The organism is Paenibacillus sp. JJ-223, assembly GCF_927798175.1.
Lineage (GTDB): Bacteria > Bacillota > Bacilli > Paenibacillales > Paenibacillaceae > Paenibacillus > Paenibacillus hubeiensis.
This window is the reverse complement of the sequence record NZ_CAKMMP010000001.1, coordinates 143,651-158,026: the sequence shown is the minus strand read 5'-3', so window position 1 is coordinate 158,026 and position 14,376 is coordinate 143,651. Positions and strand designations below refer to the sequence as shown.

The window sequence follows — 14,376 nt, the reverse complement described above, 5'->3', positions numbered from 1 at the left end:
CGGACAGGAAAGCCAACATGCAGACGGGCTGCACTGTCCGCGAATGTTGGCTTCTTTTTACTTTTTATTGACCGGCAGCATTCCAAGTATCGTAAACTTCCTGATAAATTTCCTGGATGCGGTCCCCGCCCATCTTTTTCATCTGGGCTACATAGCTGTCCCATTCGGACATCGGCACTTCTCCGGTCACAAACTTCGCTTCCATTTGTTTGGCATACGTACTCAGGTCCGACAGCAACGCTGAAGCTTCATCCTGCTGTTCGTTGGTCAAATAGGCGTTAGGATATGGCGCTTTGCCGATCGGGATCAGCTTCGCTTCGTTTTCTTTCTTGATCCATTCATCGAATTCCGTGGTCAGGCCATTCGTCAGTTCGGGCGAGTTGTGTCCTGGCGTCAGCATGCCGAAGTTCGGCGTAATCGTGCCTCTGTACTCTTCGCGGTCGCCGCCTCCCGGGACAGGCAGCCATTCTTTTTCATACGTAGCTTTGTTGGTATACTTCCAAAGCGTGCCTTCCGGGCCTTGGTTAAATAGGGTTTGGCCCTCAATCGAATACAAATAGTCGATCCAACGCATCGTCGCTTCCGGATGTTCATTCACGCTGGTAATGGCAAACGTTCCGTTAGCCGAGAGTCCAGGGTGCATGCCGTAAACAGGCGAACCTTCAATCTCGCTGGCTACCGGTGTCATGAGCGGATTTTTCATCGCTTCATTCGGATCGCCGCCCAATGTAAAATAGGAATAATAATCGTTAAAGAGCGCGATTTGATTGTTTTCTCCTTTGGCTTTTTTCTGCTCAGGCGTTTGGGAGAATGTTTCATGATCCAATAACTCTTCCTTCCACAGACGGTTCATGAACTCCAAATAACCTTTGTATCCTTCCTGCATCGGTGTATAAAAAACATTGTCCTGCTTATCGACATATACAACCGGATCATACATTCCCCAGAAGCCCAAAAAGTACATTCGCAGATCATCCAATTTCACGGAAGTGAGCGGAATTTCGTCGGCTTTCCCGTTTCCGTTCGGATCCTCGGTCTTCACTCTTTTCAGAAATGCGTACAGTTCCTCCGTCGTCTGCGGAAGTTCTTTTACACCAAGCGCTTCGAGCATTTTGCCGTTATACCACATCGGACTGCGATACCAGACGGCTGCACTGTCGATGAAGGGGAGCGCATATATGTGACCTTCGGGTGTTGTGAATGATTTGCGAATGTCCGGATTTTCATCGAAGAGTTTTTTGAGGTTTGGCGCATATCCTCCGTCAATGTACGGTTCAAGCGCAATCAGCGAGCCTTGGGTTCCGTAAGTAACCTGTTCTGCTGGCGTCAGATCCGCACCGTACAGCACGTCGGGCAAATCGCCGCTGGCAAAAACGAGGTTTTTCTTTGTGGCGAAGCTGTCTATGGGCGTGAGTCGGAATTCAAATTTAATGTTCGTCAGCTTCTCGGCTTCCTGAATGACAGGCATGGTGTTCCAATCCGCGACACCCACATCCTGGGACATCATGGTCAATGTAATCGGCTCGTCAACGATCGGAAAACCTTCCTGCTTCACCCCTGTCTCCTCCGGCGTCCCCGGTTCGGCGGTTGAACCACCGTCAGAGGCATTTCCGCATGCGGCCAGCAAACTGGCAACTAACGTCAAACTGAGCAGAACCGTCGACTTCTTGCGAACTCCTTTCATGACAACAACTCCCTTTCTGGATGATTTATTTGGTATAGATCAGCCTTTAACCGAACCGATCATGACACCCTGGACGAAGTAGCGTTGCAAAAACGGATATACGATAATCACCGGCAGCGTCGACACAATAATGACCGCGTAACGGACGAGCGCTGCTACCTCCGCTTTGTTGTTGAGCGCGGAAGCGGAAGATCCGTCCATCATGCCGGAGCCTTGGGCAGACATTTCCTGAAGAACGAGAATCTGCCTCAGCACGAGCTGCAGCGGGTATTTTGCCGAATCGTTCAAATAAATCATCGCCGAAAAGTAACTGTTCCAGTGTCCGACGCCATAGAAGAGAGCCATAACGGCAATGATCGGCATCGACAAGGGCAGGACGATGCTAAAAAACAGCTTGAAATTGGAACATCCGTCAATCTGGGCGGCTTCTTGAAGCTCGCCGGGGATGGTTCCTTGAAAGAAGGTACGGGTAACGATAATGTTCCATACCGAGGCCGCGGAAGGCAGAATCAATGCCCACATGCTGTCAATCAGTCCCAACCCTTTGATCAACAGATAACTCGGAACAAGCCCGCCGCCAAAAAACATCGTGACCATGAACATGCCCATAAAAAAACCTCGGCCAACGAAATCCTTTCTGCTAAGCGCATAAGCCGCCGGAATGGTGACCATGAGATTCACTGCCGTACCCACGACCGTATATAAAATGGTGTTTGCGTAACCTGACCAGATCCTCTGATCCTGAAGCACTCTCTGGTACCCTTCGAACGTAATGTCCTTGGGAAAGAGCCACATCGCACCGGAAGCGACCTCTTTGGGATTGCTGATCGAAGCACTGATCATGTATGCCAACGGATAAGCAACAAGCAGAAACGCGATGGTGACGAAAATATAATTCAGTGTCAGAAAAATCCGGTCTTGCCTCGTTTCTTTGATGCCTGTTGTCATTCTGCTACCTCCTTTACCACAGACTGTTCTCACTCGTTTTGTGCACGACTTGATTGACCGTAATGAGCAGAATCGCGTTAATGACGGAATTGAACAACCCGACGGCGGTGGAGAAGCTGTATTGTGCATTTTCCAGACCGGAGCGGTAGACGAATGTTGAAATCACATCGGACGACTCCATGTTTAACGGGTTTTGCATTAAGAGAATTTTCTCAAACCCCACGCCCAGCAAACTTCCCATATTCAGAATGAGCAAAATGGTCATCGTTGGCACCAGCACGGGAATGTTGATGTGACGAATGCGCTGCATCCGGTTCGCTCCGTCAATGATCGCCGCTTCATGAAGGCCCGGGTCGACGGCTGACAAGGCGGCAAGATAAATGATCGTGCCCCACCCTGCGCTCTGCCATACGCCAGAGAGAACGTAGACCGTCTTGAACCAGGCCGGGCTTGTCAGAAAAGCAGGTGCATCGATGCCCACCCATTCGATCAAACGAATAACGATGCCTGTGGACGGCGACAGGAAAGCAATGATCATGCCGACCATCACTACGATGGAGATGAAATGCGGCGCGTAAGTGACCGTTTGCACCCATTTTTTGAAACGTTTGTGTTTCAGTTCATTGAAGGCCAGCGCCAAAATGATCGGGATCGGAAAACCAACCGCCAGCTCATACAAACTGATCGCCAGCGTGTTCCACATCAAGTCCCAAAAATAATACGAATCAAAAAAACGGTTGAAGTGATCGAAACCCGTCCATGCGCTTCCAAAAATACCGCGGGCCGGATTGTAATTTTTGAACGCAATCTGGATGCCGTACATCGGTCCGTAATGGAAAATAAGAAAATACAAAAATGCCGGCGCAATGAACAGATAGAGCTCCCAGTTTTTCCAGACCTTCTTCCATCGTTTCTTGTTGATTTTGGCCCTGTTCAGGACCTCCTGCCGATGGATCGGATTGACTTCCTGCACGCCGGATCGCCTCCTTCTGCTTGGTTTACATGTCAGCTTTGCTTGCGCACCTTCATGTTAACGATAGTGGATCATGCTTTTTTTCGTAAACATGTGATTTTAGCGCATCCCCCACCCTTGATGCATCAACGCTTCCCGTCGTTGCGGCATCATTTTGACCATTGGTGAATGTGTTGTTTTCGCGCAAAAGGAAGCGGTTACAATTTCCCGAAGTGGAAAAATGGCAATTGAAAGAATGCGGAGTTGTTGATCTATATAGGTTGAACCAATGATTTTTACACAGAGACACTACGCGGTCAGAACCATCTTCCGATCGCTGTTATCCCCAGATTTCTTTGACCCCCTTGTTCAAGGGGAAAATCCGGTGATAAATGCGACCGCTTCGCTTCTCCAGATTCTTTCTGCCCTCTTCGTTATCGTGTAAATTTCCGGTTCAATCTATATAGATGGCGATGATTTTACATTGCGCTGATAATAATGAACGTATAGCGACAGGTTATATCACATAAACAAAACATGAATAAGACGTAACAAAAGCCATGTTCCCAATGGAACATGGCCTCAGCACATGCATCGAATGCTTACCCCTGCAGCTTCACAAGGCTGTAATTCTTTTTACCTTTGCGGATAATGATAAACTTGCCGCCGATGGCATGCTCTGCCGAAATGGTGAAGTCGAGCTCGGTTACTTTCTCCCCGTTCATGGAGATGGCACCCTTCGTGATGTCTTCGCGGGCTTGGCGTTTGGATGGCTCCAGGCCCAGATCCACAAGCCAGTCAACGATGTTTTTCGCCTCGCCGTTGGTTTCGAACGTTGGCATTTCCTTAAAGCCTTGCTCGATCTCGTCCGCTGTCAGCGAGCGAATGTCGCCGCTGAACAATGCGGCGGTAATGCGCTTGGCTTGTTCCAGCATTTCTTCGCCATGCACGAAACGGGTCATTTCTTCGGCAAGCGCCTTTTGCGCCTCGCGTTTGTGCGGCTCGGTTTCCACTTTTTCCGCCAACGCTTCGATTTCTTCTTTGGACAAGAACGTAAAGTATTTCAAGTATTTGATGACGTCGCGATCATCGGTATTCGCCCAGAACTGGTAGAATTCGAACGGCGTCGTTTTGTTTGGATCCAGCCAGATCGAGCCCCCGGCCGATTTGCCAAATTTCGTTCCGTCCGCTTTGAGCATCAGCGGGATGGTCAAACCAAACGCTTTGGCATCAGGGCCTTCTTTTTTGCGGATCAGGTCAAGACCGCTTGTAATGTTGCCCCATTGGTCGGAACCGCCGATTTGCAGCTGCACGTCTTCGTTCTGGAACAAATGCAGGTAATCGAGCGATTGCAGGATCTGGTACGAGAATTCCGTGAAGGAGATGCCGCCTTCCAGTCTGCTCGCCACGACATCCTTCGCAAGCATCGTGTTCAGGTTGAAGTTTTTGCCGTAGTCGCGCAAAAATTCGATCACATTGATTTTGTGCGTCCAGTCGTAGTTGTTCACCAGGCGTACCTGATTGTCGCCTTCCGTAATGAACAATTTTTTCATCTGTGCCGTCAATGCGTTTACGTTCTCCTGCACCTGTTCCAGCGTTTGCAAGGAACGTTCGGACTGGCGCCCGCTCGGGTCGCCGATCGTGCCGGTTGCGCCGCCGATCAGAATGACTGGACGATGCCCTGCTAATTGGAAACGCTTGAGCATCATGAACGGAATAAGATGTCCGATATGCATGCTGTCGCCGGTAGGGTCAACGCCGCAGTACAGCGAAATGGATTTCGATTCGACCAGCTCGCGCAGGCCCTCCGCATCCGTTTGCTGGTTAATGGCATCGCGCCATTGCAGTTCGTCCAAAATATTCAACACAAACAACCCCTTTTCTAAAGTTAAAGAAATCATGAATACGCGTGATGAAGACACACTGTGCAGAACTTTGCCACGGCAAGCTACCTGTCCATGGCCAAAAAACAAAAAAATCGCCACCCGGTCTGCACGCAGACACAGGGACGATTGAATAACCGTGGTACCACCCAGTTTGCATGAACAGCCTGACGTTGCACGCTGCCCATACCACTTATGACGAAATAACGTTCGCCAAACCCGCTTGGCATTACCCAAGATACTCCAGAGTGTACTTCGCAGTCCTTGTATGTGTCAGGTTCCATCAACCCCTGACTTTCTGGAAACAGGGACAAAGCTGCTACTGCGCTCCTTCAACGTAATTCATGTTTCAGATTATAGACAGTATATCCGAACGTTTGAACGTTTGCAAGCCGTTTTCCTCAATGGAATGTTGCCATACCAAGTATTATGGAACGGCGATTTTCAACGTTCTGGCGTAATGTTCATACGCCTTGGGGGCAATTTGGCTTTCTCCGTTCCAGAACCGTTGATCCAGCGTATCCAACTGCTGCTCCTCCTGGTCCGTCAGAAACCGGGGGATATCCCACAGTTCCGTCAGGCGTTCATCGTTCTCCAGATGTCGGATGCAATCGAAACAAGCGTTCACGTAGGTTAGCTCGTCTGCGGCTCCGATCGTTTGCAGCGCACGAACCGCATGGACCAGCGCTTCCTCCCCCCAATTGCAAAAAAACTGCACAAAACCGCCGTTGAACACATCCGCCTCCAGCAGCCACAATGCGGCGATTTCCTGTTGTTCTGGCGTGAGGTCGCCCCATCCCCGTGCGGAGTTGTTCTTCAAGCTTACGAAAGCGATGGCATAGTCGTACCACAAATCATGTATGTCGTTATTGTCCAACAGAATGATCCCTCCCCAATAGAGAACCACATCTTTATCGTCCAGTTGTCGTTCGTACACCTCGCTGCCCCGTTCATGGATGCGAACGACAAATCCCTGATCGGATACCTTCACACAAGGGGCGCCATCTTCCCGAAATGTCGAAAATCTGCGATTGACATAACCCTCCATCTGTTCACTAGGAAAGTCCGTGAAATCCGAATAACGCTAATACCTTCTCCCGCAACCGGGACAAGCTTCGCAGCTCTGACAAACGGCTTCCTCCCTCCAAGCTATCCGCCTCGTTCGTTAGGTACCGCAGAACGTGCGATAGTTCGGGTCGCAAGCCATGGGTGCAGCGGCGTACTCCGCCTGTTCGGAACTATGGGCATAGGGATTCTTCAACACGGCAAGCAGCTTGTTCATCACGCTGTAATCGCCATGCTGCTCTGCGCGCTCCAACGCTTCCTCCACCCGATGATTGCGCGGAATGACCGCAGGATTGGTCTTGCTCATCTGTTCGCGCACGGCCTCCGGGCCCTGTTCCTGTCTCGCGAGTCTGGCTTGCCAGCGTGCATGCCAATTCGCAAATTCCGCATCGTCGCTCAGCCCATGACCGACCGCCTGCCCAAAGGTTAGTACCACGAACGTGTTCGTGTAATCAGCCTGGTGTTTCTCCATGAGGTCCAGCAAGTCTTTGACCAGTTCTTCGTCCGCCGCTTCTGCGTTAAACAGCCCCAACTTGGTACGCATACCCGCCAACCAATGATGATGATACAATTCGGAAAAGGAAGAGATGGCATCCTGTGCCATTTGCACGGCCTGTTCTTCGTCAGTATGCAGCAATGGCAGCAGCGATTCCGCAAAGCGCGCCAAATTCCAGCCTCCGATATAAGGCTGATTGCCGTAAGCATAACGTCCCTGGGTATCAATCGAACTGAACACCGTCGCCGGATTATAGTTATCCATAAAAGCACAAGGGCCATAGTCGATCGTCTCGCCGCTGATCGTCATGTTGTCCGTATTCATCACGCCGTGGATAAAACCGATTTGCTGCCATTTCGCAATTAAGGCAGCTTGACGCCGTATAACGTTTTCGAGCAAACGCAAATACCTGTCATCGTCTGCTGCCAGTTCGGCATAATGCCGCTGAATGGCATAATCGGCCAATGCTCTAAGGTCATCCACATTGCCCAGAGCGGCTGCATATTGGAACGTCCCAACGCGCAAATGGCTTGCCGCCACTCTCGTCAGAACGGCACCCGGCCGCTCCGTCTCGCGATAGATCGTTTCGCCCGTGGATACCACGGCCAAAATACGGGTTGTCGGAACGCCCAGCGCTTGCATCGCTTCGCTAATGATATATTCGCGCAGCATCGGCCCGATCGCGGCTCTTCCGTCCCCCGCGCGGGAATACGGCGTAACGCCGGACCCTTTTAACTGAATGTCCATTCGTTCGCCGGCCGGCGTCAGCTGTTCACCGATGAGCAGCGCACGTCCATCGCCCAACCTGTTGAAATGGCCGAATTGATGCCCTGCATAAGCCTGCGCCAACGGCTCCGATCCGACCGGATTTCGGTTGCCCGCAAAGATTTCTACGTTTTCCTCCTGTTTCAGCAGGTCTGCATTCAACCCGAGCGATGCCGCTAACGCGTCATTCAACACCAATAATTTGGGGCGAGCAACGGGCTGGGCGGATTGCTTCGTATAAAAAACGGATGGCAGCCTGGCATAGCTATTGTCCAGATTCCATCCGGCATCCATCAGTTGCTTCTGCATCATGATCACCTCTCCTTTGTTATATTGTTCGATATGGTTCCTCATAACATTCATCGTTTACGGCGGTCATGAAAAAACTGTAGCATATTTGCCTTATTTTTGCATGGTTCGGCTTATTGAACTTTTCAATATGACCTTTCAAAAAGCAAAAAGTCCATGCGCGCTCTGAAGAACGCGATGAACTTTTAGCAAGCCGACTGAATGGAAAACGATGCTTTATGTGCGCTTAATTCAACGTCAAGAATGTGCTTCGTTCGCCTGCGAAGGGGACGACTGAAGCGGAATGCTTTCTTTTTTGATGCCGAGATTGAAAAATACGTTGAGCAGAATGGCAGACAAACTGCCTGTAATGATGCCATCGCTGACGATGATGCGGATCGCTTGCGGCAGCTGGGCAAACAAGTCGGGAACTGCCGTCACCCCGAGGCCAAGCGACACCGAGCACGCGACGATCAGCAAGTTCGATTGTTTGCTGAAGTCAACGGATTGCAGCATTTTAACGCCGGACGACACCACCATGCCGAACAGCACAACCGTTGCCCCGCCAAGCACGGCACTCGGGATAATGGTTGCGAAAGCGGCGATTTTCGGGATCAAACCGAGGAAAACAAGGATGCCGCCTGCCGCCACGACGACATTGGTCGTCTTCACTCGGGAGAGTTGAACGAGACCCACGTTCTGAGCAAACGTATTGTACGGAAAAGCATTGAAGATGCCCCCTAGCACAAAAGCCAGACCTTCCGCACGGTATCCGCGGGCAAGATCTTTATCGGTGACGGGTTGGTCGCAAATTTTGCCTAGCGCCATGAACACACCCGTCGATTCGATGATAACCACCATTCCCACGATGATCATCGTCAGGATCGGACCGAATTCAAAGGTCGGCCATCCGAAGTAGAACGGCTGCGGCAGGCGAAACCAGGAAGCTTCGAGCACGGGAGCAACATTGACTTTGCCCATCAGGACAGCGACCAGGGTTCCCGCAATGATGCCGAGCAGAACAGCCAACGATTTGACAAATCCGCGCGCATAACGGTGGAGGATCAGGATGAAAATCAATACCCCGAAGGAAAGCGCGAGGTGGCTGAGTCCCCCGAAATCCTCGCTTCCGCTGCCGCCCGCCATATTGCGGATGCCGGTCGGAATAAGCGCAAGGCCGATAATGGTCACTACCGTACCGATCACGACCGGCGGAAACAGTTTCACGATTTTGCTGAAGAAGGTCGCACAGATCATAATGAAGAGGCCTGCCGCGATAATGGAGCCGTAGATGGCCGGAATCCCGTACTGATTGCCGATTGCGATCATCGGTGTAACCGCCACGAAGGAACTTCCAAGCACTGCCGGCAAACCTATGCCCAGAACCTTGCCTTTCCGCGCTTGCAGCCATGTCGCGATTCCGCAGGTCAGCAGATCGATGGAGACCAGGTAAGCGAGTTGTTCTGCCGTCAGGTTCAACGCCCGGCCGACCAGCAGCGGAACCAGAATCGCCCCGGCATACATGGCCAGGACATGCTGGATTCCCAATGAAAAAATGTTCATTTTTTTCGTTTTGTTCATGAAAGCTCTCCCCCCGAATGATCATTATCCGTGAACCTCTTTGAAGAAACGCCGTTATGTTAGTTCACATTATATAAACAATTCGGAAGATTTCGAGCAGGTGGCATGGAGAATTGTTGGAGGAGATAAAGAAAGACACACCACTTAGGCGTTCTTAACAATAAATCCCGAAATCCAAGTTAGATTATCTGACATCGATTCCTATGTATATTGAACGAACCATTAATCCTTTGGCTCTAACTGATTTGCAACATAGGTCCAACCTTCCTCGATGCTGCGAAATACCCAACCGATATCCTCGATGGTTTCCTTAGCGCCGATACCCAAAATAAGCGTGCGCACCGCCTCCTCTGAAGCCGGTCCAACGGTCAAAGCCACCGGGAACGGTTTGATTCTCGCCAGCTCGCTCCCGATGTCGAACACGCGATCCAGTTCGTCTCCCCATTCGTACTTGAGCTCGCTCAAATCGATGACCAATCCCCAGGGAGCCCAGGCGTCCAAAACGGCCTTGCCGATGGCGCTCATGTATCTGGCATCGCTATTGCCTCTGCTGCCGAAACCGTACTCGCCTTTGAAGGACAAAATCATGATGGATCGGTAACTTTCTGCGGATACTTTGCCAATGCGTACGCTGTATTCGAGCTTGCTCAGATCCTCCAGTCGCACGGAGCGGGTGTTCATCATCATTCAACAGCCCTTCCCTTCTCTTGTTCAGCAATCGGGTAATCGGATACGATGACGCTGCTCCATCCAGTACGGACACGAAGGCCTGATGAGCCGGATGGGGGCAATAAGCGCGCAGCGCGTTTTGATTTTCAAATATCACCCTCAAGCCAATGGTATATCCGTGGATATTTTTCCGTTTCTTCCGTGACGTTAATGCCTGCACTCAATTCCACTATGCCGGGAATCTTTCATTAATATTCATTATAAATAGCGTATGCTCAGGCAGGCAACACACATCTAAAATGAAGCAATATCATCCAAGAACACGGGAGAGGATTTCGTTTATAATGGCAGAAACATCATTTGAAAGAGGTGCAGCATGTGACTCGCGAAGTGCGAACCGTCGTATACGATCCCGATCTGCAGTTGGAAGCTTACCGCTTCGAGGGCATCATGCAGAAATTTCCGAACCATTTTCACGATTATTACGTGATCGGTTTCATCGAAGATGGCAAACGCCATCTGGTGTGCAACCAGGAAGAATATTTGTTAAACAGCGGCGACATCATTATTTTTAATCCCGGTGATCCGCATGCTTGCGAGCAGGTGGACGGCCGGACGCTCGACTATCGCTGCTTGAACATCGAACCGGAGGTGATGCGGCGATACGCTGCGGAAATGACCGGGCATGACGTTATGCCCCGATTCACCACGCATGTCCTTTGCCAGAACGAGCTGGTAGAAACGCTGCAGGAGCTGCATGACCTGATCCTTGCGGAGCGGCAGGACTTTTGCAAAGAGGAATTGCTGTTCGTCCTTCTGGAACAATTGATCAGCGAACATTCGGATACCGAACGGACAAACGCCGAACAGGAGCAAACCGCCGAAATTACGCGCGTGTGCGCTTATATCGAATCGCATTACATGGACAGCATCGCATTAAACGAGTTATCCGATCTGGCAAGCCTGAGCAAATATCATTTGCTGCGGCTGTTTACGCGCCAGAAAGGCATCTCCCCTTACCGATACCTGGAGACCATTCGCATCAATCACGCAAAGCGGCTGCTCGAACAGGGATTGTTCCCGATGGAAGTAGCTGCCAGGACAGGTTTTAGCGATCAAAGCCATTTTACGAATTTTTTCAAAAAACTGATCGGGCTGACGCCGCGACAATACCGGCGCATTTTCAATCACGAACAACTAGCGGTACCGCATGCAGAAAAGGCGGGCAATCCGACATGACGAAAACAACCAAAGCTTCAACCGGCCATTTGCTGGCCTTGTTTACGATGCTGGTCTGGGGCACAACGTTTATTTCCACCAAATGGCTGCTCGTGGACTTCACCCCGGTGGAGATTCTGGTGTTCCGGTTTGTGCTGGGGTACGCTGCATTGCTGTTGATCTATCCACGCTTCCAGCGGATCGCTTCTTTCCGGGAAGAGCGGCTGTTCATGGCAGCCGGGCTGTGCGGGGTTACGTTATATTTCCTGATTGAAAATGTGGCTCTGGAATATACGCTCGCCTCCAATGTAGGCGTCATCGTATCCATCGCTCCGTTCTTCACCGCGGTGATCGCACATTTCGCGCTGGACGGGGAACGATTGAACCGCAACTTTATGCTTGGATTCGGCATCGCGCTTATGGGCATTATACTCATTTCGTTTCATGGACAAACCGTGCTGCAAATCAATCCGCTCGGTGACCTGCTTGCCTTCATTGCACCTGCGGTGTGGGCCTTCTATTCGGTCCTCATGCGAAAGATCGGCCAGCTTGGTTACCATGCCATCGGCGCAACGCGCAAAGTATTTGGCTATGGGCTGCTGTTCATGATTCCGGCGGTATGGCTGAAAGGCGTTCATCCTGATCCGGCCCGGCTGCTCGTGCCCGCTAACGCGGCCAACCTGCTATTTCTCGGTTTGGGCGCTTCCGCCCTGTGCTTTGTCACTTGGAATCGGGCGGTTCATTTGCTCGGTGCAGTGAAAACAAGCGTGTACATCTATCTCGTGCCGGTAATCACCGTGATCGCGTCCACCCTGCTGCTCCGCGAACCGTTGACCTGGGGCACCGTTCTCGGCGCACTGTTGACGCTGGTTGGATCGTATCTCTCCGAACGTCCCGCCCGCGCTGGCCGAGCATCCAGGCTGAGAGCCATAAAATGAAAGAACAAGGACTCCCTCTGAGCAAAGGCGTACAAAGGAGCACAAGGAACTGCCCAACGAAGACCGAATGGGTTGGGCTGTTTCTTGGCACACGCCTCGTCAAAGAGCAAAATAGGCTAACCAGTATCCTGGCTAGCCTATTCATGCCTTTGCTGCAGCAACGACGCTTCGTACTTTTCATTTTCCGGTTAAACCTATGATCGTTTCGAACGGTCTCAGCTGCATTGGCAGCCTGCAGTCCTCGTAGTTGGTAAGCCAGATCTCCGAAAAGTCGGGATACTTCTCTTCTCCACCGAGCTCCACGATTTGTCCCGTAAGATTAATGAGTACCAGCACTTGTTGGTCTGCCAATGTACGGGTATACGCAAATACGCTTGGATGATCCGGCATAAGAAGCTCATAGGTCCCGTATATGAGCGCGTCGTGTCCTTTTCGCAGCTGAATCATTTGTTTATAAAAGTGAAGGATCGACCGTCGTTCCTGAAGCTGTTTCTCTACATTAATATCGACGTAATTGTCGTTCACCTTTAGCCACGGGATGCCCGTGGTGAACCCGGCTTGTTTGTCCGAAGACCACTGCATCGGCGTTCTGGAGTTGTCGCGGCTCGATGCCCAGATGATGTTCATGATTTCCTCATGGGACATGCCCTCTTCGCGTTTGATCTGATATAAATTCCGATCGGCTACGTCGTTATAATCATCGATGGAAGGGTAAGCCACATTCGTCATTCCAATCTCTTGCCCTTGATAAATGAAGGGCGTGCCCTGCATGAAAAAGTACATGGCTCCTAGCGCAGTGGCGCTCTCATACCAATACTCCGCATCATTCCCCCAAGACGAAACTTTGCGAGGCTGATCGTGATTTTCAATAAACAAAGCATTCCAGCCGATGCCTTCAAGCGATTTTTGCCACTTGGTCATGACGTGTTTCAATTTGGGAATGTCAAGCTGCCTGTCCGTGCTGTTGTTCCAAAGGTCCAGGTGTTCAAATTGGAAGACCATATTGAATTTGCCTCTGACTTCACAAATCCAATCCAGCAGATCTTCCTGGTCCTCTACTTTTACTCCATTCGCTTCCCCAACGGTCACCACATCATACTTGGATAACGTTTCCTCTTTCATTTCTTGCAGATAACGCTGGATTCCTTTGACGTTCATATGTTTTTCAAAAGAAGAGACGTATTTGACGCCCTCGATGTTTGGCATGTCCGGCAGGCCCTCTTCTTTATGAATATGGCTGATTGCATCGACGCGGAACCCGTCAATCCCCTTATCAAGCCACCAATTCATCATTTCATAAATGGATTTCCGAACTTCTTCATTTCCCCAGTTCAAGTCCGGCTGCTTTTTGGAGAACAGATGAAGATAGTACTGTCCCGACACCTCGTCATATTCCCATGCAGATCCGCCGAAGATGCTCTCCCAGTTGTTCGGTTCTTCCCCGTTTTTCCCGTCTCTCCAGATGTACCAGTCCCGTTTGGGGTTATCCTGCGAAGCTCTCGATTCCATAAACCACGGGTGTTCGTCGCTGGTATGATTGATCACCAGATCCATGATGAGTTTCATGCCGCGGCGGTGAACTTCGTTCAGTAATTGATCAAAGTCTTCCATCGTGCCGAATTCACCCATAATGGAACAGTAATCGCTAATGTCGTAACCATTATCGTCGTTGGGCGACTGATACATAGGACAGATCCATATCAGATCAATGCCGAGATCCTGAATATAATCCAGTTTTGAAATGATGCCCTTGATGTCGCCGATCCCATCCCCATTCGAGTCCATAAAGCTTCTTGGATAGATTTGATAAGCTACGGCTTCTTTCCACCATACTTTTTTCATTTGATGCAATCCTTCTTTCTCAACCACTAAACTTTATTTATAGTATT

Annotated in this window: 11 protein-coding genes and 1 other annotated feature; of the genes, 2 read left to right on the top strand and 9 right to left on the bottom strand. The window is 50.6% G+C overall.

Translation table 11 applies throughout. From position 1 onward, the window contains the following. Positions 1-64: 64 nt before the first annotated feature. The 8 genes from L6H98_RS00630 to L6H98_RS00595 form a co-directional block, all read right to left on the bottom strand. Positions 65-1,684: an extracellular solute-binding protein gene (locus tag L6H98_RS00630; RefSeq protein WP_236412109.1), complete on the bottom strand. Its 1,620-nt coding sequence runs from the start codon at positions 1,682-1,684 to the stop codon at positions 65-67. 39 nt (positions 1,685-1,723) lie between these two features. Further along, positions 1,724-2,632, bottom strand: coding sequence for a carbohydrate ABC transporter permease (locus L6H98_RS00625; protein WP_236412104.1), 909 nt, complete (start codon positions 2,630-2,632; stop codon positions 1,724-1,726). 13 nt (positions 2,633-2,645) lie between these two features. Next, a complete protein-coding gene (locus L6H98_RS00620) occupies positions 2,646-3,569 on the bottom strand; it encodes an ABC transporter permease subunit (protein ID WP_236412908.1) in 924 nt (307 codons plus the stop codon). Positions 3,570-4,186: 617 nt separating this feature from the next. Beyond that, entirely contained in the window at positions 4,187-5,449 is a 1,263-nt protein-coding gene (tyrS, locus tag L6H98_RS00615; RefSeq protein WP_236412103.1) for a tyrosine--tRNA ligase, read from the bottom strand. Between the two features lie 136 nt (positions 5,450-5,585). Beyond that, positions 5,586-5,812: a binding site (T-box leader), on the bottom strand. Positions 5,813-5,894: 82 nt separating this feature from the next. Next, complete coding sequence (locus L6H98_RS00610) at positions 5,895-6,458, bottom strand: DUF4375 domain-containing protein (RefSeq protein ID WP_236412102.1); 564 nt, start codon at positions 6,456-6,458, stop codon at positions 5,895-5,897. A 174-nt stretch (positions 6,459-6,632) separates the two neighbouring features. Next, on the bottom strand, positions 6,633-8,105 hold the full coding sequence (locus L6H98_RS00605; protein ID WP_236412101.1) for a protein adenylyltransferase SelO: 1,473 nt from the start codon (positions 8,103-8,105) through the stop codon (positions 6,633-6,635). Positions 8,106-8,339: 234 nt separating this feature from the next. Then, entirely contained in the window at positions 8,340-9,662 is a 1,323-nt protein-coding gene (locus L6H98_RS00600; RefSeq protein WP_236412100.1) for a nucleobase:cation symporter-2 family protein, read from the bottom strand. A 222-nt stretch (positions 9,663-9,884) separates the two neighbouring features. Beyond that, entirely contained in the window at positions 9,885-10,349 is a 465-nt protein-coding gene (locus L6H98_RS00595) for a hypothetical protein (protein WP_236412981.1), read from the bottom strand. Positions 10,350-10,709: 360 nt separating this feature from the next. On the opposite strand from L6H98_RS00595, the gene L6H98_RS00585 reads away from it, so the two are divergent. Beyond that, positions 10,710-11,570, top strand: coding sequence for an AraC family transcriptional regulator (locus L6H98_RS00585; protein ID WP_236412099.1), 861 nt, complete (start codon positions 10,710-10,712; stop codon positions 11,568-11,570). Next, positions 11,567-12,487, top strand: coding sequence for a DMT family transporter (locus L6H98_RS00580; RefSeq protein ID WP_236412098.1), 921 nt, complete (start codon positions 11,567-11,569; stop codon positions 12,485-12,487). The genes L6H98_RS00585 and L6H98_RS00580 overlap by 4 nt, the downstream gene beginning before the upstream one ends. Positions 12,488-12,664: 177 nt before the next feature. On the opposite strand, the gene L6H98_RS00575 is transcribed toward L6H98_RS00580, so the two are convergent. Next, the gene (locus tag L6H98_RS00575) at positions 12,665-14,329 is read right to left on the bottom strand and encodes an alpha-glucosidase (RefSeq protein ID WP_236412097.1); all 1,665 of its coding nucleotides are present in this window, start codon (positions 14,327-14,329) and stop codon (positions 12,665-12,667) included. Positions 14,330-14,376: the final 47 nt, after the last annotated feature.